We start from the raw sequence: 22,104 nt of genomic DNA on the forward strand, positions 1-22,104 counted from the left end.
AGCTGGCTTGCTCCCACACGAACGGTGCTCAGTCTAGATCTATCGGATAATCAAATCCGCACATTGCCCCGCGGCCCGGCAATCGCCCAGATGATCAGCCCCAGCACCGGCAGCAGTAGGATCAGCAAAATCCACAGCACCTTGGCGCCCGTGCTCGCGCCGCTTTTGAATACGTTGATGATCGCCCAGATATCCAGCGCCAGGATGATCAGCCCGATCAAGCCATTAAAAGTGGAACCCATGGTGTCGCTCCTAAAGTGAGGGCATGCACTTGTAGGATAGCCAGCCCTGGTGGGGGTTCCGTTTTATTTCAGACGTGAACGGCGATCTTCAGCGCTTCCAGGGACGGCTCGCCCTTGATGCCCAGTTCGGCGCACAACTCCAGCACCCGCGGCAGGTCGTTGCCGTAGACCAGCACGGCCTGGATCTCGTCATCCAGCAGTTGGCTGAAGTTAAGCAGCACATAGCCACCGTCTTCCGGACTCAGGGCACTCATCTGGATCTGGATGCGGTTCAACGCCGTGAGGTCTTCGGTCTTGGCCAGTTGCTTGGGTTTGAGGTTGAACGCCACGCCTGGGCCGAACGACGCGACGATCTGCGCGAACAGGTCGCCGTAGGTATCGGCCTGGAACAGCACGGTGTCTGGCAGGCTGCCGACCACGATCCATTCCCCCAACGGAATCGGGAAGCTGTCGTCGTAGTTGATATCCGGGTTGGCCGCCAGAAACGCCGCCGGGTCCGCGTAGGCCTGGGCCGCTTCATCGGCAATGCGCGCCACTTCGTCCTCGCTCATGACGCCGGCGCTGATTTTGCTGATGAGTTCGACGAGGGCGGTTTTCATGGGCGTGGTCCTGTAGCGGGCTGAATTGGGGCCGGGAAGATAACACCGGCTACCCTGTACAACAACTTCGCGCAATTGTAGGACCTGCTCAGGTGCATGCGTAGTCCAATTCCGAAATTCCATCACGCTGATTTATGGCGCCTTCAGCTACTTATAGTCCGTGACCCTGTTTGTTCCTCTAAGGACAGAGCGCATGGCCCAAGCGTATATCAATCAGTACACCACCGATTTGCTCAGTTTGAAGTCGCGCTTGTTACCCGGATCAAGTCGAGCGTTGAGTGAAAAGTTCGATGCACTGAACCTGCACCTGCGTCATGGCTTGGTCACGCCAGGTCAGAGGGTGCTAATTCCGCAAGAATATGGTGTGGCCTGTACTGCCGATGATGCGTGGCTGATGCGCCACGTACAGGAGATACGGCCCAGGTTGGACCAAGATGCTTCGGCGGGAACGGTAGTCATTGGTCACTATGACGTGCTTCAGAGTTGGTTGGGGTATGGCTCCCTGGGCGTAGGCAGCACGACCTCCGCGTGGGCACAGCATGTGGACGAAGTAAAGCAGGCACTGAGCGAGATTGAACAACGTCACCAACGATTCAAGAACGGTACGCTGGAGAGGAGGACGTTTCTCCAGCAACGGGACCTTTACGTCAAACGCGGCGAGATCACCGAAGAGGAGCTCGCCGCGATCCCTATTGTTTTGAAACGCTGGCTTATCGCTTACTACTGTTTTTCAAGGCTGCAAATTACCGGTGTATTCACTTGGTATGTTTGGGCCAAGCTACTGTAACCCGTGATTCGCCTTCCTCGACCTACACCAGTTTTTGCAACTTCGCCGCCGTATCCACTGCGCCCATGGTGTGTGCCGCCGCCAACGCGGTTGCGCCCTGTGCATCAGTGGCCTTGGGATCGGCGTCCTGGCCGAGCAGGTAGTCGAGCATTTCCACGCGATTGAACATCGCGGCCATCATCAGTGCCGTACGGCCATCGGAGGAAGACGCATCCACTGGCGCACCGCCTTCGATCAGTGCCTTGACCACCTCCAGGTTGCCCTTGAAAGCAGCACCGGCAATCGGCAGCTGGTTCTTGTCGTTGGCAATCAGCGGGTCAGCCTTGAATTCCAGCAGCACTTTTACCGCGTCGGCATGACCGTGATAGGCCGCAAGCATCAGCAAGGTGTCGCCATTGTGATTACGAAAGTTGGCTGGCAAACCCTTGGCCAGCAGCGCGGCAAGCATGGCGGCGTCGCCTTTGCGGGCGACGTCGAACACCTGCTCGGCAAATTCTGCGGCTTCGTCATCGGTCATTTGTTTGGCTTGGTCTGACATGTGGGGCTCCTTGTCTGGTCCTCTATATGGCGCCCAGTGTCGCGAGGGAGTTCCCACCTGTCATGGCTTTTTTGTCAAAAGCCTCCATAGGCATATTCAATCGCGCGGCTTAATAACGAAAGTGTCCGGCCTGGATCTGCGCCAACAGCTGCCCAGTGACCGGCACATAGCAGTCCGAACCGGGCAACCAGGCGTAGACCGGGTCATTGCCCGCCTTCTCCGGGTCGAACGCCTCTTCCTTGAGCTTCACCTTCTGGTATTTGAACGTACCGGTGGTTTCCATCTTCACCTTGATGCGCAGGAACAGAGGCACCGCGTAGTGTGGCAACTGGCCGTGGGCAAATTGCAGTAACTCACGCATATCCAACGAGGCCAGCGACTCACTCGGGGTGATGGCAACCATCCCGGCGCGGCCATTGGTGTTTTCGATTTCGACACCGTAGGCCACCACTTCAGCGATCTGCGGGTGTTGCAGCAGCACGTTCTCCACTTCGGTGGTGGAGACGTTTTCGCCCTTCCAGCGATAGGTATCCCCCAAGCGGTCGACGAATTGCGCATGACCGAAGCCGATGCTGCGCACCAGATCACCGGTATTGAAGTAGCGATCGCCCTTCTCGAACACGTCGGTGAGGATCACCTTACGGTTCTTTTCCGGGTCGGTGTAGCCGTCATAGGGCGACTTTTCATCGATCCTGGCCAGCAACAGACCTTGCCCGCCGGTCTTCACTTTAAGCATGAAGCCATCGCTGCCACGAACCGGCTCGCCGCTGTCATGGGCGTAGTCCACCAGCGCCCAATGCTGCAGGCAAAAGCCGACGGTGTTGTCGAAATTCAATATGTTGGTGAAGCCGATGTTGCCGTCGCTGGCCGCATACAACTCGCAGACATGCTCAACGCCGTACCGCGCCTTGAACTGCGCCCACACGCCGGGACGCAGGCCATTGCCGACCATCTTGGTCACACGATGATCGCGGTCGCTGACGTTGGTAGGTTGATCAAGCAGGTAACGGCACAATTCGCCGACATAACCCAGGGTGGTCGCCTTGAACCGTCGAGCGTCATCCCAGAATTGGCTGGCACTGAACTTGCGCCGGATGGCAAACCCCGACGCCCCGATAATCGCCGAGCCCCAGCACACACAGAGACCGGTGGCGTGGTACAGCGGCAAGGTGCAATAGAGGACATCGTCCGGGCCCATGTCCAGAGCGATGCTGCCAAAACTGACGGCGGTCTTGGTCCAGCGGCCATGTTTCATGATGCCGGCCTTGGGCAGGCCCGTCGTGCCGGAGGTGTAGATATAGAAGCAGGGGTCGTTGAAGAAGATCTGCGCGCTGCTCGGCGGGTTATCCACCGGGGCTTCGGTGCTGGCGGCCATCAAGTCGGAGTACCCGTCAGGCAGCGCGCTGGCCTGTTGATCAGCGACAAACCAGGTGCGCTCGGCGGGAATCGCCACTTGATTGCGTACGGCCTCGTAGGCAGCCACCAATTCCGCGCCCACCACGATCGCCGCCGGGCTCACCAGGTTCAGGCTGTGCACCAGCGCCGCCTGGGTCTGCGCCGTATTGAGCATGGCGCAGATACCGCCCAACTTGGCGACGGCCAGCACATTCAGCAGCAACTCGGGACGGTTTTCGATGAACATCGCCACCACATCGCCCTTACGGATGCCCTGAGCATGCAAGTGGTGGGCGATACGGTTGGCCGACTGGTTGACTTCGGTGTAGCTGAGTACGCGGTCGGCGTACAACAACGCGGCGCCATCCGGATTGCGCAGGGTGGCTTGCTCGAAGTGCCAGCCCAGGCCGCAGGGTTGCTGAGGGTCGGTGACGTTGGCGGCACGCATGCCGCGCACTACCCGTGGCAGGGCGCGGACAATAGCGGGCACCTTACGCAGCATCATGCCCCAGGTAATCATGTCGTTTGGCGAATGGTTCATGGGAACGTCCTTTTTCTTATTCTTAGTAAACCTTGCAGGAAAGTACGTCAGCCTCTCTTGGGCTGTACACGCAGGATTTGAAAAGTTTTGTATCCCGATGAACGACCGATGGAAAAAGGAATTTCGCAACGCGGGCGCAGTCTTTAAGGGTAATGGCGCGTCCGTCCAGCCGTGTCGAGCCACGCAAAATGCAGGATGCATGATGGCCATTCATGCAAATTGCACGAAATCGAAAATTTACACTTTTTGTATATTATTGATTTATAACGACATTTTATAAAATCAATAGCTGGCACAATCACTGCACCTATCACTCCATGCTTGCCAACTTGAGCCAACGGAGCTGATAGACATGAGCCTGATCCAAGATAAATTCGCTTCAGTATTTTCCAACTACGACGTCACCACTCAGCCACGTCCCGACGGTGGCATCCTGTTGACCCTGCGTAACAGCGAAGGCAAGCAGGTCAAGCGTTCGATCTCCTACCAGCAGTTGCACACTGCCGACCAGTTGACTTGGGTGATCAGCGCCATCCGCCGCGACCTGGCTGAACAAGCCAGCGACCTGCCCCAAATTTCGATGCTGCAAAGCCAGAACCGCTTTGCCCTGCCGACTTACCACTCGGCTTAAGCAGCCGATACAGAAAAGGGCCGCGACACCCAGGGTGTCGCGGCCCTTTTTTTGATGCCTTCAGCAAAGCCCCTTGCGCGCCGCTTCGTTCATCGCCTGGACACGGTTACTGACTTCCAACTTGCCGTAGATATTGCGCAGATGGAATTTCACCGTGGCTTCAGACGTGGCGCGTATCTGGCTGATCTCCCACACCGTCTTGCCTTCCGAGGCCCAGCGCAGTATTTCCAGCTCCGTGGGCGTCAAGCGCTTGCCCGCCAGATTAATACGCCGCCTGACTGCGTTGGGCACCAAATACGGGGCCGCTAACGATTTACTTGGGCCTCTCATTAGTTTCTCTCCTTTTTTATTGGCGGACGTCCTATCACCCTTCGGATTCCTCCTATTGACGGATGATATAAACGTGCTTACCGAAGAGAGTTACATAAGGCGTGGGATTAAAGCGTGGCCCCCAGAATAAACAGCAAGGCCCTACACGAGCTTAAGTTTCTTCCCACAACAACTTCCAACGTACGGGGGTTGAAGTTTCTGATGGCTCGCGATTAATCATCCAATCCGGGAAAACGCCGGGCAATATCGTCACCCGTGAACTCCGGAATCCCGCCCTCCGCTGTATTGAATAAACGCAACGCCACAAAGTGCGGGTGCTCGCCCGCGTCAAACCAGTGCGCCATACCGGCCGGGATTACCAGCAGGTCGTTTTTCTCACAGCGTACGGCGTATACGTAGTCGCCAATGTGCAGCGTGAACAGGCCCTGGCCGGCGAGGAAAAACCGCGCGTCGTCTTCGCTGTAGCGGCGCTCGTCGAGAAATTGCCCACGTAATTCGGCGTTCTGCGCCTGATCACCGGCGTCCCTCAGCACCTCGACAGCACGGTAGCCGAGGGTATCGATATGCGCCTGACAGGCGGCGATCAGCTCGGCATCGCTGGCGCCCTTCTCGACCGGGCCGGGCTGCCAGCGCTCGAAACGCACACCATGCTCGGCCAAGGTGGCGACGATGTCATCGAAATGGGTCAGGACCTTGTTCGGCGTATCCGATGTAGCGACGGAGTAGACAGCGACATAACTCATTGAAGGGTTCCTTGGTTCTGCTCTTGCAATCGAAAACCGATAATAACGGCGGCCGCCAGGGCGGCGACGCTGGCGATGCTGAAGGTCAGGGTCGGCCCCAACAGGTTCCAGCTATAGCCGGAATACAGGGCGCCCAATGCGCCACCGGTGCCGGCCAACGCTGCATACAGCGCCTGGCCCTGACCTTGTTGCCTGTCGCCAAAACTACGCTGCACGAAGGCAATCGCCGCCGCATGAAAGCTGCCGAAGGTCGCGGCGTGCATCACCTGCGCCAGCAACAGCACCCAGAAAAACTCGGCAAACGAGCCCAGCAGCAGCCAGCGCAGCGCCGCCAACAGGAAACTCGCCAGCAGCACCCGGCGTACCGAAAAGCGCGAGAGGATGCGGCTCATGGCAAGGAACATCAGCACTTCAGCCACCACGCCCAACGCCCACAGCATGCCGATCACACCACGGCTGTAGCCCAGATGTTCGAGGTGCAGGGTGAGAAAGGTGTAATACGGGCCATGACTCATTTGCATCAGCGCCACGCAGGCATAAAACGCCAGAACGCCGGGGCTCCGCAATTGTTTGAGAAAGCCCTCGCCCGCCAGACGATTGCCGTGACTGGCAGGTTGCGCATTCGGCACCCACACGCTGGCGCCGATGATGCCGGCCATGATCACCACGACTACCACTGGGTAGATGTCCAAGCTCAGCCAGTCGAACAGGCGGCCCATGATCACCACGGTGAGAATGAAGCCGATGGAGCCCCACAGGCGGATCTGGCTATAGCGCGAGGTCTGTTTTTGCAGGTGCGCGAGGGTGATCACTTCGAACTGCGGCAGCACCGCGTGCCAGAAGAACGCGTGCAGGGCCATGACCAGGGCGAGCCAGGCATACGTGTGGCTGATGAAGATCAGCGAAAAACTCGCCAGGGTGCACACCGCGCCGAAGCGCACGATGGCCAGGCGCCGGCCGGTGTAGTCGCCCAGCCAGCCCCACAGGTTGGGCGCCACGCAGCGCATCAGCATGGGGATGGCCACCAGCTCGCCGATGCGCGCGCTGGAGAAGCCCAGGTGGTCGAAGTACAGCGCCAGGAATGGCGCCGTCGCCCCCAGAAGGGCGAAGTAGAACAGATAGAAGCTGGAGAGGCGCCAGTATGGGAGGGCCGGAGTCATGACTGCGGCTGCTTCGCCGCCCAGCGCGAGCCAGCTCGCTCACCACAGCACGCTGGCTCTTTCCAGCAGGTCGTCACAGCTGGCCCAGCACCGGCGTACTCACACGAACATCGGCATTCTGCCCACGGTTGCGCAGCAGGTGGTCCATCAACACGATGGCCATCATTGCTTCAGCGATCGGCGTAGCACGGATGCCGACGCAAGGATCGTGGCGCCCCTTGGTGATCACGTCCACCGGGTTGCCGTGCACATCGATCGAACGGCCCGGCGTGGTGATGCTCGACGTCGCCTTGAGCGCCAGGTGCGCCACAATCGGCTGGCCGGAGGAAATACCACCCAAGATGCCGCCCGCGTTGTTGCTGAGGAAACCTTCCGGGGTCAGCTCGTCGCGGTGTTCGGTGCCGCGCTGGGACACACAGGCAAAGCCGGCGCCAATTTCCACGCCTTTCACCGCGTTGATGCTCATCAGCGCATGGGCCAGTTCAGCGTCGAGGCGGTCGAAGATCGGTTCGCCCAGACCGGGTTTCACGCCTTCGGCGACCACGGTGATCTTGGCACCGACGGAGTCCTGGTCGCGGCGCAACTGGTCCATATAGGCTTCCAATTCAGGCACCTTGTCCGGGTCGGGGCTGAAGAAAGCGTTGTCGTCCACGCTGTCCCAGGTCTTGAACGGGATTTCAATCGGGCCCAGTTGGCTCATGTAGCCGCGGATCACGATGCCCTGGGTGGCCAGGTATTTCTTGGCAATGGCACCTGCCGCCACGCGCATCGCGGTTTCGCGGGCCGAGCTGCGGCCGCCGCCACGGTAATCGCGTTCGCCGTATTTGTGGTGGTAGGTGTAGTCGGCGTGGGCCGGACGGAACAGGTCCTTGATCGCCGAGTAGTCCTTGGACTTCTGGTCGGTGTTGCGGATCAACAGGCCGATGGCACAGCCAGTGGTGCGGCCTTCGAATACGCCGGAGAGAATTTCGACTTCGTCGGGCTCCTGGCGCTGGGTGGTGTGGCGGCTGGTGCCGGGCTTGCGGCGGTCGAGGTCACGCTGCAGGTCTTCCAGGGACAGCTCGAGGCCGGGCGGGCAGCCGTCGACAATGGCGACCAACGCCGGGCCATGGCTTTCGCCCGCGGTGGTGACAGTGAACAGCTTGCCGAAGGTATTGCCGGACATGCAGGGCGCTCCGTGAAATCAGTTGAATCAAGTCAACCGTAATAACTTAAGGCGGCCAGTATACGCAGGCTAACCGAGTAGTTCATCCTCGAAACCTTAGCGGCAGACCTTGGTCCAACCGGCACCTTCCTCATGATGGCGCGATGATGCTGCGAGTACTGCTTTTGACCCTCACCCTGTTTTCCAGCCTTGGCTTCGCCGCCTCCCCTGTGGTGCTGCAACGGCCTATCAGCCTGGACACGGGCAGCGGCGAGCTGTTTGGTTCGCTTTTGCTGCCTAAATCCGAAGAACCCGTACCGGTGGTGCTGATCATCGCCGGCTCCGGCCCCACCGACCGCAACGGCAACAGCGCCGACGGCGCACGCAACGACAGCCTCAAGCGCCTGGCCTGGGTGCTGGCGCGACATAACATCGCCAGCGTGCGCTACGACAAGCGCGGGGTCGCGGCCAGCCTGGCGGCCACCCCCGATGAACGCAACCTGACCCTGGACGCTTACGTCGCAGACGCCGTGGCCTGGGGCAAACTGCTCAAGGCTGACAAACGCCTGGGCCCGCTGATTGTGCTGGGTCATAGCGAAGGTGCGCTGGTGGCCGCCCTCGCCGCGCCGCAACTGGACCCGGCGGGCGTGGTCTCGCTGTCCGGTAGCGCGCGCCCGGTTGATCAAGTCATCCGCCAACAGTTGGCCGATCACCTGCCCCCTGCCCTGCTGCTGCGCAGCAACCAAATTCTTGATCACCTCAAGGCCGGCCAAGTGGATGCGGATGTGCCTGGCCCGCTGGAAGGCATTTTCCGACCCAGTGTGCAGCCGTATCTGATCAGCCTGTTCCGTGCCGATCCGTCGGCGGCCTTTGCAAAGTTGAACATGCCGGCACTGATCATCCAGGGCACCCACGATATTCAGGTCGGCGTGGGCGACGCTCAGCAACTGAAAAACGCCAAGCCCGACGCGCAGCTTGCAGTGATCGAGGGCATGAACCACGTGATGCGTATCGTGCCCAACGACGTGAAGCAGCAATTGGCCTCCTACAACGACCCGCAACTGCCCCTTGCCGCCGAGCTAGGCAACCGCCTGGTGCGCTTTATCGACGGACTTCAACCCCGTTAAGCGACAATTTGCCTCCAGTCCTGGGGAAAACGGCCGATAAGCCCAGAGTCGACAGTAAAAAGACTGTCGGCTAGCTGGGCTTGGACAGGATCGCGCCGCATGACAACCACTGAAGCAACACCGGAATCCACCGCCGACACCCCGGCTGAACAAACCGAGGCCGTCAACGTGGCGCCCCTGCCGTGGGCAGACGTGCAGGCCGAGCATTTCAAGATGCTGCGCCTGGCGCCCCTGGCCACCGACCGCGCCACGGGCGTGCGGCCGTTGCGGTTCGTGCAGTTCGGCTATGCCGAGCGCCATGACAAACACCGTAGCCTGCTGCGCATGGTCATCCAGTTGCCCGGCCAACGCGTGCGCCGTGAACAGAATCAGCTGGATATCTGGGTCGACCACGATACGCATCGCGTGCACTTTGGCCCTGGTAACAGCCTGGAAATCGAGCCGGCCAACCGTGGCTTGGGCCGCTTCCTCGTCGCCCAAGGCGCAGCGTGGGCGAAAAAGAAGTGGTCGCACTATCGCGTCGACGGCGTCGACCTGGCCAACAAAGATGCGCTGAACGAAGCCACCCGCCTGCGCCGCGATCACTTCCTGCGCATCCAGGGCTTTGATGTGGCCTACGCCGATGTGCAGCACCTGAAAGGTAACGTTCAGCCGGGCAAGGTCAGCAACGTGCTGGACAGTTGGAACACGGAAAAAGTGCAATTCGTGGAGATTCTGGAAGCGGCGCAGATGCTGCAACAAGCCGAGCAGAACCTGGCGGAACAGGAAGTGAAGCTGCGCAAGGAAGAGGAAAAGGTGATCAAGTTCAAGCGCGAGGACAGCGGGTTGCGCTTTACCATCACTTGCCTGGTGGCGTTTACGGTGTTTCAGGCCGGGTTGTTGATCTGGATTGCGACGCACCGTTAGTGGGCGCAAACGCAATCAAATGTGGGAGCTCGCTTGACTGCGATAGCAGTAGGTCAGCGCCCACATCTGCTACTGATACACCGCTATCGCAGGCAAGCCAGCGCCCACACTGACCGCGTTCCTACCGTTAAACCTTGGCGGCAAATACTGCCTGATGCTGGCGGCACTGCTCCGCCGTCAACATAAACACCCCATGCCCACCGCGCTGGAAATCAAGCCAGGCAAAATCCACTTCCGGGTACAGCGCCTCGACGTGCACCTGGCTGTTGCCCACTTCAACAATCAGCAGGCCCTTCTCGGTCAGGTGGTCCGCCGCTTCGGCCAGCATGCGCCGCACCAGGTTCAGGCCATCGTCGCCACACGCCAGGCCCAGTTCCGGTTCGTGCTGGTATTCGTCGGGCATGTCGGCGAAGTCTTCGGCATCCACATACGGCGGGTTGGACACGATCAAGTCAAAGCGCTGGCCCGGCAGGCCGTCAAAACCGTCACCCTGCACGGTGTAGACACGCTCGTCGATACCATGGCGCTCGATGTTCTGGTTGGCCACTTCCAAGGCTTCGAAGGACAAATCCCCCAGCACCACTTCGGCGTCCTGGAACTCATAAGCGCAGGCAATGCCGATGCAACCGGAGCCGGTGCACAGGTCGAGGATGCGTGCCGGTGGCTGGGCCAACCAGGGTTCGAAGCGGTTTTCGATCAGTTCGCCAATCGGTGAGCGCGGGATCAGCACGCGCTCATCGACGATAAACGACATGCCGCAGAACCAGGCCTCCCCAATCAGATAAGGCGTCGGCACGCGTTCGTGGATGCGGCGGTGCAGCAAGCGTTGCAGGTGGGCAATTTCCTCTTCTTCCAGGTTGCAGTCGAGGTAGCTGTCGGCGATTTCCCACGGCAAGTGCAACGCGCCGAGCACCAGTTGCCGGGCATCGTCCCAGGCATTGTCGGTGCCATGGCCAAAATACAGGTCTTCCCCATGGAAACGGCTGACAGCCCAACGGATATGGTCGCGCAAGGTGCGCAGGCGGGAAGAAGTGGTCACGGGGGCAAGCTCCTGGAAAAAACGACTGGCGATTCTAACAGCCTTCACCTGTACCGACGATGTACGGAAACCCGTCGCCATCCGTCGGATTTCATCCAAATTGCCATCATTGTGGTAAACAGGCCCACCTCTTGACATGGCTGCACGCCAACAACGGCGTACCTTACGATGGTAGCGATTCACAGAACCGCTCAGCCAGTGGACAATGTCGCAAAAGCCCCCCTCACAGGAGCCCCAGAATGTCCGTTCCAAAGACGATGTTTCAACTCAGCGGTCGTGGTTACGCAGCGGCGAACCTCAGCCATGCGACCCTCGTGATCATCGACGCCCAGAAGGAATACCTCAGCGGCCCCCTCGCCCTCTCGGGCATGGACGCGGCTGTCGGCAACATCAAGCAACTTGTGTCAGCCGCACGCAACGCCGGGCGGCCGATCGTGCATGTCCGTCACCTAGGCACCGTTGGCGGCCTGTTCGACCCGCAGGGTGAGCGCGGCGAATTCATTCCCGGCCTTGAGCCTGAAGGCGACGAAACCATCATCGGCAAGCTGCTGCCCAGCGCCTTTCACGGCACAGGCCTGGAAAAACACTTGCAGGACCTCGGTTCCCTGGACTTGATCGTTTGCGGCTTCATGAGCCACTCCAGCGTCAGCACCACGGTGCGCGCGGCCAAGAACCTGGGCTTTCGCTGCACCCTGGTGGAAGACGCCTGCGCGACCCGCGACCTGCCTTACAAAGGCGGCATCCTCAGCGCCGAACACGTGCAGCAGACTGAAATGGCCATCATGGCCGACAACTTCGCCACCCTGGCGTTGACCAAAGATCTGATCTGATCGACCTTCTGATGAGCGGCGCGGCAATGTTTATTGCCCCGCTCATCCGCAAAGCCCTTTCATTTGGCGCATTTACCCCTCCCCCCGGAACAACCTGTGTATTGTCCGGTCGAAGGGCCGATACCCTGGAGGAAAGGTCGGAATGAAGATATCCGATGGTTTTGATGCTCGTCGCTTGCGCCCCAAGGGCCCGAGCAACTGGCGTCTGCGCCTGGTGGCCGGCATTGCCGCGCTGCTGGCGATAGTTGGTTTGCTGTTGGCCGGCGCTGGTGGCGCGGGTCTGTTTGGTCACTCGCCCGCGCTCGGCGAGCTGAATGCCAGCCCAGGTGGCTCGGCGATTCTGTTGGCGATCGGGCTGTTGGTGCTGTGGTTGGGCGTACGGTTATGGCGACGCAGCCGGCGGAAAATGCGTCAGCCGTTGTCGCTGAATATCGCTTCACACCTGATGAAAAAGCACGACTGATGGCGCTTGGATAGCGTTTCCTGCGCCCTGGCCGCCGCGATTTAGGTAAACTGCCCGCCCTTCGCGGAGGCCAACATGCAAGACGACGATTTTTCCCTGTTCAAAAACGAGCTGCGCGGCGTCAAGCCGATCAAGCACGACCGCGCCGACACCGGCAAACCCAAGGCCGACCGGGCGCAGATCGCCAAACTGCGCCAGGCCGCGACTGTGCGCACCGAGGCCACCACCGTGGATGGCCTGTCGGACCAGTTCGTCATCGATGTCGGCCCCGAAGATGAGCTGATGTGGGCCCGTGATGGCGTGCAGGAAAGCCAGATGCGCAAGCTCAAGGCCGCCCAGATCCCGTTCGAAGGCAGCCTTGACCTGCATGGCATGAGCGTGGAGAAAGCCCGGGAAACCCTGTGGGCCTTCCTCGCCGAAGCCACCCGATTCGAAATCCGCTGTGTACGCGTCACCCACGGCAAGGCCGTGCGGCTGGACGGCAAGCGGCCGATGATCAAAAGCCACGTCAACACCTGGCTGCGCCAGCATGCCCAGGTGCTCGGCTTTACCTCATGCCAAGCCCGCCACGGCGGCGCGGGGGCAGTGTATGTCATGCTCAAACGCACCATGATGGAAGGGCGCGACGAGTAACAAGTGCCATCGTCAGGCTTGCAGCGATGTGCCCGTCACCGTAACCTTGCGCTTTGCGAAAATCCCACAGGTAGTTTCATGTCCCTGGAACAGAATTACACGGCGATCCTCGGCCAACTCGGCGAGGACGTTTCCCGCGAGGGCCTGCTCGACACGCCAAAGCGTGCCGCCAAGGCGATGCAGTACCTCTGCCGCGGTTATGAGCAGACACTGGAAGAAGTCACCAACGGTGCCTTGTTCAGCTCTGACAACAGCGAAATGGTGCTGGTCAAGGACATCGAGTTGTACTCGCTGTGCGAACACCACCTGCTGCCGTTCATCGGCAAGGCGCACGTAGCCTATATCCCAAGCGGCAAGGTGCTGGGCCTGTCAAAGGTTGCGCGGATTGTCGACATGTATGCCCGCCGCCTGCAGATCCAGGAAAACCTTAGCCGCCAGATCGCCGATGCCGTGTTGCAAGTGACCGGTGCCCTGGGCGTGGCCGTGGTGATCGAAGCCAAGCACATGTGCATGATGATGCGCGGTGTGGAGAAACAGAATTCGTCGATGATCACGTCGGTGATGCTGGGTGAATTCCGCGAAAACGCGGCCACCCGCAGCGAATTCCTCAGCCTGATCAAGTAACAGGCTGAGTACGAAAAAGCCGGCGTTCATCGCCGGTTTTTTTTCGCCCGCAAAATTGAGGTAAGCTGCGGCCCCTTCTTCATGGGCAAGAGGTTTCAGCCATGTTCGTCAAAGCACTTCGAGTGGGCCTCGGCCACGTCATCATCGCGGGCGACTTTCTTACCCGCCCTCGCAAAAAACAGCGTTCCGCCGAGCAACAGGCACAGGTGAACGCAGCGGCCAAGGAACTGACCCTGTATCAGTTCCACGCCTGCCCGTTCTGTGTGAAGACCCGCCGCACCTTGCACCGCCTGAATGTGCCCGTCGCGCTGAAAGATGCGAAGAACAACGAACAGGCCCGCCAGACCCTGCTGGAGCAAGGTGGCAAGATCAAGGTGCCGTGCCTGCGTATCGAAGAGAATGGCCAGACCACCTGGATGTATGACTCCAAGATGATCATTGATTATCTGGACAAGCGCTTCGCTGCGGTCTGACAGGCTTACGCCGCTTCCACATTTAGTTCAGTCTTGCCAAATCAAGATCGAGTAACGCCGAGCCCAGGCACTTGCCATGGGCATCCAGCGCCAGCGAACGGGTGACCCCACCGCGCAGGATGCCCGGCAGTACGAAGTTCAGGGCCTGCACGTTCGGCAATTCATAGCGCCGCACAGGCGCCGCCCCAGGCTCCCGCAACCCCGCGAAAAACTCGGCCACGCGCTCGGCCGTCAACTGTTCGCACAGCAGTGGGTAATCCTCGGCACGGTAGGCAATGATCGAGATATTCGACGTATCGCCCTTATCCCCAGTACGGGAATGGGCCAGCGTGTGCAATTTCATGCTTCGATCCTCGGATTGACCTTATCGCGCGGTAGCAACAACGACGCCACCGCCACCACCTGACGTACGCTTTTGCTCGCGCCGCCGCCGCCCGACGGGCCGTTGGTGTAAAGGGTTTCCACTTCATTGCCCACCCGCACCGCCTCGCCGCGATCGTCACAGCGCGCTGCCACGCGCAGGCGTACTTCCCAGGGCTCGACCGTGCTGCGTGGGCCGTGGAGCGAGTCCATGCCGATCAGTTCGGCACGCACGTCCTGCATCTTCACGCCCATTAACTCAAGCCGCTTGAGGACGACATCCCGCGCCAGCTGCGCCCGTGCGACAGCACCAGGGCCGCCGTAGGACATCTGCCCCTCACCAATCCAACCGTCCAGATAGCCGACGCTGACCTTCAACTTTTCGGGGCGTGCACGGCCGTCCGCACCTTGGGCACGCACGCGATCAGTACTTTCCTCAACAAAGCCCACTCGAGAGAAATCGGCCGTCACGTCAGGCGTGAGGTACGCCGCCGGGTCATGCACTTCATAGATAAGCTGCTCAGTGCAGGTTGCGCCGCTGACCCGCCCGCCGGATCCGGCCACCTTGGTAATCAAGGCTTCACCCTCTGCGTCAATCTCGGCCAGGGGGAAACCCAGGCGCGCCAGGTCCTCCACATCCTTGAAGCCAGGGTCTGCAAAATAGCCACCGCTGACTTGCCCGGCGCATTCAAGCAAATGCCCCACCAACGTGCCACGCCCCAGGCGCTGCCAATCGTCCGCGGCCCAACCGAATTCAAACATCTGCGGTGCCAGGAACAGCGAAGGGTCAGCCACGCGTCCGGTGATTACCACGTCCGCATCCGCGCGCAGCGCCTGCAGAATGCCGTCGACGCCCAAATAGGCATTCGCGGAAATCAGCCGCTCGCCAAGGGACTCGACGGTCTGGCCGTTATCCAGCAAACACTCGGGCCGCAACGCCTTCAACACATCATCGCCGACGACCGCAACCACCTTCAGATCAAGGCTCAGTTCCTTAGCTATTCGACGCACCTCACTGGCGGCCGACACCGGATTGGCCGCGCCCATATTAGTGATCACCCGCAAGCGACGGCGGCCGTCCTTTTCGCCAACAAAGGGCAGCACGCGGCGCATGCGTTCACTCAGCAGCGGATCGTAGCCACCGTCTGGATCGTTGATCCGCGCCTGTTGCGCCAAGGCAATCGTTCTTTCGGCCAGGCACTCGAACACGAGGTAATCCAGGTCGCCCTGCTCGGCCAGTTCCACGGCAGGTTCGATACGGTCGCCGGAATAGCCGGCGCCGGAGCCGATGCGCAAGGTTTTCATCTCAAATAACTCCCAGGAGCAACGCCGTCAGGGTCATCAACACCGACGCGGCGAACAGAAACGGAATGGTGAAGCGCTGGTGATCGGCCAGTTCGATCTTGCACAGGCCCACCAACAGGAAGGTCGCGGGCGTCAGCGGGCTGACGGGGAAGCCGGTGGTGTGCACACCGAGCAACGAGGCCTGGGCCACTTGCAGGGGGTCGACGCCCAAGGCTTTGCCGACTTCGGCGATCACCGGCATCACGCCGAAATAGTAGGAATCGGGGTCGAACAACATGCTCAACGGCATGGAAATGAAACCCACCACCGCAGGAATCAACTTGCCGTGGCCGGCGGGAATCTGCGCCACCGCCACTTCGGCAATCGCCTTGAGCATGCCGGTGCCCTGCATGATGCCGGTGAACACCCCGGCGGCGAGCAGGATGCTGGCCATGGTCAGGGCGGTCTTGGCATGGGCATCGATGCGGGCGCGCTGGGCGTCGACGTTCGGGTAGTTGATGCACAGCGCCACCACGGTGCCGAGCATGAACATCACCACCGGGTCGACCCAGCCGGCAATCATCACCACCATCACCAGCACGGTCAGGATCAGGTTGACCCAGAACAGGCGCGGGCGACGCAGCTTGATATCGTCGTCACTGAGTACTCGCTGGGGCACTGCATCCACGGTGGAGCCGGCGCCGAGGCCCAGGCGTTTTTCTTCGCGACGGCCCAGCCACCAGGCACAGGCGAAAACGAAGATCAGGCCGACGATCTGCACCGGGATCAGCGGTTGGAACAGGTCTGCCACCGGCACGTGCAGGGCGGCCGACGAACGCAACACCGGACCGGTCCACGGCAAGAAGTTGACCCCGGCCGCCATCGCGCAGACACAGGCAAGGATGCGTTTATCGATGCCCAACCGTGTGTAGAGCGGCAGCATCGCCGGCACCGTCACCAGAAAAGTCACTGCGCCGGAGCCGTCCAGGTGCACCAGCAACGCCAGGGTCGCGGTACCAACGACAATGCGTGTAGGACGCGTCCCTACCGTGCGCAGGATGCGATCGATGATGGGGTCGAGCATGCCGGCATCGGTCATGATCCCGAAAAACAGGATCGCGAACACAAACATGCCCACGACCGGGGCGACGTTCTTGATACCGGTGATGATGAAAGCGCTGGTTTGCAGGCCGAACCCGCCGAGCAACGCGGCGATGATCGGCAGTGCGATCAGGGCCACCAGGGGCGAGAGGCGTTTGCTCATGACGGCAGCGAGCAGGCACAGGATGGTAATGACACCCAGGGTAGCGAGCATGGGTTACTCCAGAGCGGCCTTGGTGGCCGGTTATTGTTTTACCCGGAGTATTGGAAGCGGGTTAGTCTTTGTAAATTGGAATATTCACCAGCTAGTGTTCGGAAAAACAAAATGAAGAACAGTATCCAACACATTCAAGCGTTTCTGGCGGTGGCCCGCACGGGCAGTTTCACCAAGGCAGCCAATGAGCTGCATCTGTCGCCTTCTGCACTGACCGTGCAGGTGCAACAACTGGAGGATTGGCTCGGCGTCGCCCTGCTCGACCGCAGCCCGCGCCATGTCAGCATCACCGCCGCCGGCCAGGACGCGCGCGGCCCCATGGAAAAACTGCTGCTGGACCTGGACAACATCGTCACCGGCTCCCGCGACCTGGCCGCCCTGCGTCGAGGCGTGGTCACAATCGCCGCGCTGCCTTCGGTATGTGCCGGCGCTTTGCCGCCGGTTCTACGCTTGTTTCGCGAACGCTTTGCCGGGATCGAGGTGCGCCTGCATGATCTAGTGGCCCATCGCATTCACGCTCAGGTGCGTTCCGGCGAGGTGGATTTTGGTATCGGCGTGCGCGCACGGCTCAGTCATGGCCTGGAATTCGTGCCGGTGCTGAATGATCGCTTGTGCGCGTTTGTACCGCTGGATCATCCCCTCACCCGCTTTCCCCAACTGACCCTGGAGCAGTTGGCGGACCAGCCGATCATCCTCACCGGTCGCGACAGCAGTGTGCGCGAGCAGGTGGATGCGTTGTTTGACCAGACACGACTGACCCTGAACGCAGGCATGGAAGCCAACTACATGTCGACGGTGTTGGCGCTGGTGCGCCAGGGGCTGGGGATCAGTGTTCTGCCGGAATCGGCGGCGGACAGCCTGGAGGGATTGAAGCGCATCAACATCGAGCATCCCGGCGTGAATCGGGAAATCGGCTTGATCAGTCGGAGCGGGATGGGGCTGAGCCCCGCAGCGCAACGCTGCTTCGATCTGCTGCACGACGAACTACCTGACACACCCTTGAGCTAAATGTGGGAGCGGGCTTGCTCGCGAATGCGGTGCGTCAGTCGAATCATCAGTGACTGACACACTGCATTCGCGAGCAAGCGCGCTCCCACATTTCGACCCCGTTATCAGTCCAGCATCGGCACATACTTCGGATGGCTGGCTACCCGCGCCATCCACGCCTGCACCCCCGGATAGGCGTCCAGGTCAAAACCACCTTGATGGGCCACATGGGTGTAGGCATACAAGGCCACGTCGGCGATGGAGAACTGATCGCCCACCAGGTACGGCGTCAGCTGCAACTGGCGCTCCATGACCTTCAGCGCTTTGTAACCGCCCTTGTGCAGCTTCTTGTATTCCTCCAGACGCTCCTGGGGAAGCCCCAGGTAAAACTGGATAAACCGCGCCACCGCAATGTACGGCTCATGGCTGTACTGCTCGAAGAACTGCCACTGCAGCACTTGGGTGCGCAGGCGCGGCTCGGACGGCAGAAACTCACTGCCATCGGCCAGGAAGTTGAGGATCGCGTTGGACTCCCACAGGCAAGTGCCGTCTTCCAGTTCCAGCACGGGGATCTTGCCGTTGGGGTTCTTCGCCAGGAATTCGGCGGTCTGGGTGTCACCCTTGAGGATGTCCACATCCACCCATTGATACGGGATGCCCAGCAGGCTGAGCATCAATTTGATCTTGTAGCAGTTGCCCGATTTGTAATCGCCATAAACCTTGTACATGGGGCTCCCCTTATGCCGCTTGCGCGTGCTGTGCTTGCCGGACCACGGCGGCCAGGCGCTTGAGACCTTCGTCGAGGCGGGCCGGGTCGATATGGCTGAAATTGAGCCGCAGCGAACCAGGGTGTTGGTCCGGTTCGGAAAAGAACGGTTCACCGGGCATGAACGCGACGTCCTGTTCCAACGCTGGCGCCAACAAGGTGCGGGTGTCGAGTGGTTGTTTCAAGGTCAGCCAGAAGAATAATCCACCTTGGGGCACTTGCCAGTCGGCCAGATCGGCAAAATGACGCTGTAGCGCAGCCTGGAACGCATCGCGGCGTTCGCGATAAAAACTGCGCAGTTCCACCAGGTGCTGCTGGTATTTTTCGCTGCCGATCCACTGCATCGCCTGCCATTGGCCGACACGATTGGTGTGCAGGTCGGCCGATTGCTTGAGTTTGAGCAGGTGCGCAAACAGGTCCGGGCTGGCGATCAGGTAGCCGACACGCAGGCCTGGCAACAGGGTCTTGGACACGGTGCCGGTGTAGATCCAACTGGCCTTTTTCAGGCGCCCGACGATGGGTTTGGCACTGCCGCCATCGAAGGTCAGTTCACGGTAGGGCTCGTCTTCGATGAGCGTGACACCGAATTCATCGAGCAATGCGGCGACAGCTTCGCGCTTGGCTTCGCTGTAACGCACCGCCGAAGGGTTCTGGAACGTCGGGATCAGGTAGATGAATGCCGGACGATGGCGTTCGAGGCTGGCGCGCAGCGCGCTCAGGTTTGGGCCGTCGGCCTCCAGTTGTACCGTGAGGCAATCGGCGCCGAACAATTGGAAGATCTGCAACGCGGCCAGGTAGGTCGGGCCTTCCAACAGAACCTGGGTGCCTTTATCGATGTACAGCTTGGCCGCCAGGTCCAGGGCTTGCTGGGAACCGCTGACCACCAGCACTTGGCTGGCCTGGCACGGCACGCCGAGTGCGCGGGCTTCGGCGGCGAGCAGTTCACGCAACTGCGGCTCGCCTTCGCTCATGCCGTATTGGCCGATGTTGAGGGGCATGTCATCCCAGTCCAGCGCGGGCAGCATGGCTTCGGCCGGGAGGCCACCGGCGAACGACATCACTTGCGGGCGCTGGGCTGCCGCGAGGATTTCACGGATCAAGGAGCTTTTGAGGCGCGTAACACGTTCAGAGAAGGCCATAAGGTCACCGGTAGCGAAGCCTGTGGGAAATACGTCAAACTGATTGACCGAAATTACGACAACTTAGACGGATACGTCAATATGCTTGACCTTAAAAACCCCACCGCCCAGCAAGAAGCCATGGAAGCGTTCTTCTTCGGCTACCAGGCGTTTACCGCCAAGGCCGACGAAATGCTTGAGCGCCGTGGTCTGAGCCGGGTGCATCAGCGCATTGTGTTTTTTATCGCGCGTTACCCAGCCTTGAGCGTGAAGGAACTGCTGGAATTGCTCGGCGTGAGCAAGCAGGCGCTGAACATTCCATTGCGCCAGTTGCAGGAAATGCACTTGGTGAACAGCGTTGCGTCCGAGACCGACAAGCGCAAACGCCTGCTGGAATTGACTGAGGAAGGCTCGCGTTTCGAGCACTCTCTGCGTCGTGAACAGGTGAAACTGTTGCAACGCGCGTTCAGTGAAGCGGGCGAAGAAGCGGTGACGGGATGGCTGGCCGTCAACCAGGCATTGAGCGCGAGCTAGCCCTTCACGCGGCTATTCGAAAACATTATTTGCTTTATTTGTATACAAAAGCATAATTCGCTTCGCGCGAGTTCCTGACCTATTGGTCAACAAAACCCGCCAGTACCTCAAAGCGCTGCGGCCCATCCGTGACCGGCGCTGGAAATAACAATAAAACTCTTGAGGAGTACTCGCTGTGGATAGCCGCAAATCCGAAGCCCCGACGCTCGACCTTGCCCCCTCACAGAACGGCTGGCTGGAACGCCTGTTCAAACTGCGCTTGCATGGCACCACAGTGAGGACCGAGCTGATCGCCGGCCTTACCACCTTCATCACCATGGCCTACATCATCTTCGTCAACCCCAATATCATGGCCGACGCCGGCATTGACCACGGCGCGGCGTTCGTTGCCACCTGCATTGCCGCCGCGCTGGGTTGCCTGCTGATGGGCCTGTACGCCAACTGGCCGGTGGGCCTGGCGCCGGGCATGGGTTTGAACGCGTTCTTCACCTACACCGTGGTCGGCACCATGGGCTACACCTGGGAAACCGCGCTGGGCGCGGTGTTTATCTCCGGCGTGTTGTTCATGGGCCTGACGCTCTCGCGGGTGCGTGAATGGCTGCTCAACAGCATTCCCGTCAGCCTGCGCCACGCCATGGGCGCCGGGGTGGGCTTGTTCCTCGGGGTGATCGGCCTGAAAACCGCCGGGATTATCGTCGAGAGCCCGGCCACGCTGATCAAGCTCGGTTCGCTGCATGAACCCGCGCCGCTGCTGGCGGCCGTGTGCTTTCTGCTCATCGCCATCCTCAGCTACCACCGCGTGTTCGGCGCGATCCTGATCAGCATCATTGCTGTGACCCTGGCCGGCTGGGGCCTGGGTTTGGTGCACTACAACGGTATGATCTCCACCCCACCGAGCCTGGCGCCGACGTGGATGGCGATGGACATTAAAGGTGTGTTCAATGTCAGCATGATTAGCGTTGTATTTGCATTTCTTTTTGTACACATGTTTGATACCGCAGGTACACTGATGGGCGTCGCGCAACGGGCCGGCTTGGTCAATGCCGATGGCAAGATCGATAACCTCTCCCGCGCACTGAAAGCCGACAGCGCTTCCAGTGTGTTCGGCGCCATGGTTGGCGTGCCGCCGGTGACCAGCTATGTGGAAAGTGCCGCGGGTGTGGCCGCCGGTGGCCGCACCGGGTTGACCGCCGTGACCGTCGGTATCCTGTTTGTGGCCGCGATGTTTTTCGCGCCGCTGGCCGGCATGATCCCAGCCTATGCCACGGCCGGCGCGCTGATTTATGTGGCGATGCTGATGATGGCGAGCATGGCGCATATCAACTGGGACGAAGCCACCGACAGCATTCCGGCGATCGTCACGGCGATTATGATGCCGCTGACGTTTTCGGTCGCCGACGGCATCGCCCTGGGCTTTATCACCTATGTGGCGCTGAAGGCGGGCACCGGCAAGTACCGCGACATTTCCGTAAGCCTGTGGGTGCTGTGCGCGATTTTCATCGCCAAGTTCGTATTTCTATAAAAAGGAGTGACGC

General features: G+C 60.3%; 26 protein-coding genes. 12 read left to right on the plus strand and 14 right to left on the minus strand.

Going from position 1 to position 22,104, the window contains the following annotated elements:
- Positions 1-50: 50 nt before the first annotated feature.
- Together PF1751_RS19285 and PF1751_RS19290 are read right to left on the minus strand one after the other, a co-directional pair.
- A complete protein-coding gene (locus tag PF1751_RS19285) occupies positions 51-242 on the minus strand; it encodes a PLDc N-terminal domain-containing protein (protein ID WP_003172956.1) in 192 nt (63 codons plus the stop codon).
- A gap of 68 nt (positions 243-310) precedes the next feature.
- Positions 311-841, minus strand: a complete 531-nt coding sequence (locus PF1751_RS19290) for a hypothetical protein (RefSeq protein WP_042571839.1) — start codon at positions 839-841, stop codon at positions 311-313.
- A 193-nt stretch (positions 842-1,034) separates the two neighbouring features.
- Here PF1751_RS19290 and PF1751_RS19295 point away from each other — a divergent pair, with 193 nt between their 5' ends.
- On the plus strand, positions 1,035-1,628 hold the full coding sequence (locus PF1751_RS19295; RefSeq protein ID WP_050513948.1) for a hypothetical protein: 594 nt from the start codon (positions 1,035-1,037) through the stop codon (positions 1,626-1,628).
- 22 nt (positions 1,629-1,650) lie between these two features.
- Here PF1751_RS19295 and PF1751_RS19300 read toward each other — a convergent pair whose 3' ends face one another.
- Positions 1,651-2,166: an ankyrin repeat domain-containing protein gene (locus PF1751_RS19300; RefSeq protein WP_010208872.1), complete on the minus strand. Its 516-nt coding sequence runs from the start codon at positions 2,164-2,166 to the stop codon at positions 1,651-1,653.
- Between the two features lie 109 nt (positions 2,167-2,275).
- The gene (locus tag PF1751_RS19305) at positions 2,276-4,102 is read right to left on the minus strand and encodes a long-chain-acyl-CoA synthetase (RefSeq protein WP_010208871.1); all 1,827 of its coding nucleotides are present in this window, start codon (positions 4,100-4,102) and stop codon (positions 2,276-2,278) included.
- A gap of 352 nt (positions 4,103-4,454) precedes the next feature.
- On the opposite strand from PF1751_RS19305, the gene PF1751_RS19310 reads away from it, so the two are divergent.
- Positions 4,455-4,733 carry a DUF3509 domain-containing protein gene (locus tag PF1751_RS19310; RefSeq protein ID WP_010208870.1) on the plus strand — a complete coding sequence of 93 codons (279 nt, stop codon included), beginning with the start codon at positions 4,455-4,457 and terminating at the stop codon, positions 4,731-4,733.
- A 60-nt stretch (positions 4,734-4,793) separates the two neighbouring features.
- On the opposite strand, the gene PF1751_RS19315 is transcribed toward PF1751_RS19310, so the two are convergent.
- The 4 genes from PF1751_RS19315 to aroC form a co-directional block, all read right to left on the minus strand.
- Positions 4,794-5,063 carry a response regulator transcription factor gene (locus PF1751_RS19315; protein WP_010208869.1) on the minus strand — a complete coding sequence of 90 codons (270 nt, stop codon included), beginning with the start codon at positions 5,061-5,063 and terminating at the stop codon, positions 4,794-4,796.
- A 212-nt stretch (positions 5,064-5,275) separates the two neighbouring features.
- Positions 5,276-5,806 carry an acireductone dioxygenase gene (locus PF1751_RS19320; RefSeq protein ID WP_044287588.1) on the minus strand — a complete coding sequence of 177 codons (531 nt, stop codon included), beginning with the start codon at positions 5,804-5,806 and terminating at the stop codon, positions 5,276-5,278.
- On the minus strand, positions 5,803-6,966 hold the full coding sequence (locus tag PF1751_RS19325; protein ID WP_010208867.1) for an MFS transporter: 1,164 nt from the start codon (positions 6,964-6,966) through the stop codon (positions 5,803-5,805). The genes PF1751_RS19320 and PF1751_RS19325 overlap by 4 nt, the downstream gene beginning before the upstream one ends.
- A gap of 73 nt (positions 6,967-7,039) precedes the next feature.
- Entirely contained in the window at positions 7,040-8,131 is a 1,092-nt protein-coding gene (gene aroC, locus PF1751_RS19330) for a chorismate synthase (RefSeq protein ID WP_010208866.1), read from the minus strand.
- Between the two features lie 143 nt (positions 8,132-8,274).
- Between aroC and PF1751_RS19335 the strand changes: the two genes are divergently transcribed.
- Both PF1751_RS19335 and PF1751_RS19340 read left to right on the plus strand, forming a co-directional pair.
- The gene (locus PF1751_RS19335) at positions 8,275-9,237 is read left to right on the plus strand and encodes an alpha/beta hydrolase (RefSeq protein ID WP_044287589.1); all 963 of its coding nucleotides are present in this window, start codon (positions 8,275-8,277) and stop codon (positions 9,235-9,237) included.
- Positions 9,238-9,336: 99 nt separating this feature from the next.
- Positions 9,337-10,143 (plus strand): hypothetical protein, encoded by an 807-nt coding sequence (locus PF1751_RS19340; RefSeq protein ID WP_010208862.1) that lies wholly within the window; start codon positions 9,337-9,339, stop codon positions 10,141-10,143.
- Between the two features lie 127 nt (positions 10,144-10,270).
- Here the strand turns inward: PF1751_RS19340 and prmB are convergent, their stop codons facing one another.
- Positions 10,271-11,182 (minus strand): 50S ribosomal protein L3 N(5)-glutamine methyltransferase, encoded by a 912-nt coding sequence (gene prmB, locus PF1751_RS19345; RefSeq protein ID WP_044287590.1) that lies wholly within the window; start codon positions 11,180-11,182, stop codon positions 10,271-10,273.
- A gap of 239 nt (positions 11,183-11,421) precedes the next feature.
- Here prmB and PF1751_RS19350 point away from each other — a divergent pair, with 239 nt between their 5' ends.
- The 5 genes from PF1751_RS19350 (at position 11,422) to PF1751_RS19370 (ending at position 14,205) form a co-directional block, all read left to right on the plus strand.
- Positions 11,422-12,012 (plus strand): cysteine hydrolase family protein, encoded by a 591-nt coding sequence (locus PF1751_RS19350; protein WP_010208860.1) that lies wholly within the window; start codon positions 11,422-11,424, stop codon positions 12,010-12,012.
- A 142-nt stretch (positions 12,013-12,154) separates the two neighbouring features.
- On the plus strand, positions 12,155-12,475 hold the full coding sequence (locus PF1751_RS19355; RefSeq protein WP_044287591.1) for a hypothetical protein: 321 nt from the start codon (positions 12,155-12,157) through the stop codon (positions 12,473-12,475).
- Positions 12,476-12,550: 75 nt separating this feature from the next.
- Positions 12,551-13,108, plus strand: coding sequence for a Smr/MutS family protein (locus PF1751_RS19360; protein WP_042571845.1), 558 nt, complete (start codon positions 12,551-12,553; stop codon positions 13,106-13,108).
- A gap of 78 nt (positions 13,109-13,186) precedes the next feature.
- Positions 13,187-13,732 carry a GTP cyclohydrolase I FolE gene (folE, locus tag PF1751_RS19365; RefSeq protein WP_003236739.1) on the plus strand — a complete coding sequence of 182 codons (546 nt, stop codon included), beginning with the start codon at positions 13,187-13,189 and terminating at the stop codon, positions 13,730-13,732.
- Between the two features lie 101 nt (positions 13,733-13,833).
- On the plus strand, positions 13,834-14,205 hold the full coding sequence (locus PF1751_RS19370) for a glutathione S-transferase N-terminal domain-containing protein (protein ID WP_044287592.1): 372 nt from the start codon (positions 13,834-13,836) through the stop codon (positions 14,203-14,205).
- A 22-nt stretch (positions 14,206-14,227) separates the two neighbouring features.
- Here PF1751_RS19370 and PF1751_RS19375 read toward each other — a convergent pair whose 3' ends face one another.
- From PF1751_RS19375 to PF1751_RS19385, 3 genes are read right to left on the minus strand one after another with little or no spacing between them, the layout of a single operon-like run.
- Positions 14,228-14,548, minus strand: coding sequence for an AtuA-related protein (locus PF1751_RS19375; RefSeq protein WP_010208852.1), 321 nt, complete (start codon positions 14,546-14,548; stop codon positions 14,228-14,230).
- Positions 14,545-15,870, minus strand: a complete 1,326-nt coding sequence (locus PF1751_RS19380; RefSeq protein WP_021490802.1) for an acyclic terpene utilization AtuA family protein — start codon at positions 15,868-15,870, stop codon at positions 14,545-14,547. The genes PF1751_RS19375 and PF1751_RS19380 overlap by 4 nt, the downstream gene beginning before the upstream one ends.
- A gap of 1 nt (position 15,871) precedes the next feature.
- Positions 15,872-17,164 (minus strand): CitMHS family transporter, encoded by a 1,293-nt coding sequence (locus PF1751_RS19385; RefSeq protein WP_016976366.1) that lies wholly within the window; start codon positions 17,162-17,164, stop codon positions 15,872-15,874.
- Between the two features lie 111 nt (positions 17,165-17,275).
- Here PF1751_RS19385 and PF1751_RS19390 point away from each other — a divergent pair, with 111 nt between their 5' ends.
- Entirely contained in the window at positions 17,276-18,172 is an 897-nt protein-coding gene (locus tag PF1751_RS19390; RefSeq protein ID WP_010208849.1) for a LysR family transcriptional regulator, read from the plus strand.
- A 104-nt stretch (positions 18,173-18,276) separates the two neighbouring features.
- Here PF1751_RS19390 and PF1751_RS19395 read toward each other — a convergent pair whose 3' ends face one another.
- A complete protein-coding gene (locus tag PF1751_RS19395; protein WP_021490803.1) occupies positions 18,277-18,879 on the minus strand; it encodes a glutathione S-transferase family protein in 603 nt (200 codons plus the stop codon).
- Positions 18,880-18,889: 10 nt separating this feature from the next.
- The gene (locus PF1751_RS19400; RefSeq protein ID WP_021490804.1) at positions 18,890-20,056 is read right to left on the minus strand and encodes an aminotransferase-like domain-containing protein; all 1,167 of its coding nucleotides are present in this window, start codon (positions 20,054-20,056) and stop codon (positions 18,890-18,892) included.
- An 81-nt stretch (positions 20,057-20,137) separates the two neighbouring features.
- On the opposite strand from PF1751_RS19400, the gene PF1751_RS19405 reads away from it, so the two are divergent.
- Both PF1751_RS19405 and PF1751_RS19410 read left to right on the plus strand, forming a co-directional pair.
- Entirely contained in the window at positions 20,138-20,569 is a 432-nt protein-coding gene (locus PF1751_RS19405; RefSeq protein ID WP_010208844.1) for a MarR family winged helix-turn-helix transcriptional regulator, read from the plus strand.
- A gap of 175 nt (positions 20,570-20,744) precedes the next feature.
- On the plus strand, positions 20,745-22,091 hold the full coding sequence (locus PF1751_RS19410) for an NCS2 family permease (RefSeq protein ID WP_021490805.1): 1,347 nt from the start codon (positions 20,745-20,747) through the stop codon (positions 22,089-22,091).
- Positions 22,092-22,104: the final 13 nt, after the last annotated feature.

Source organism: Pseudomonas simiae, assembly GCF_000934565.1.
Classification (GTDB): Bacteria; Pseudomonadota; Gammaproteobacteria; order Pseudomonadales; family Pseudomonadaceae; genus Aquipseudomonas; species Aquipseudomonas simiae.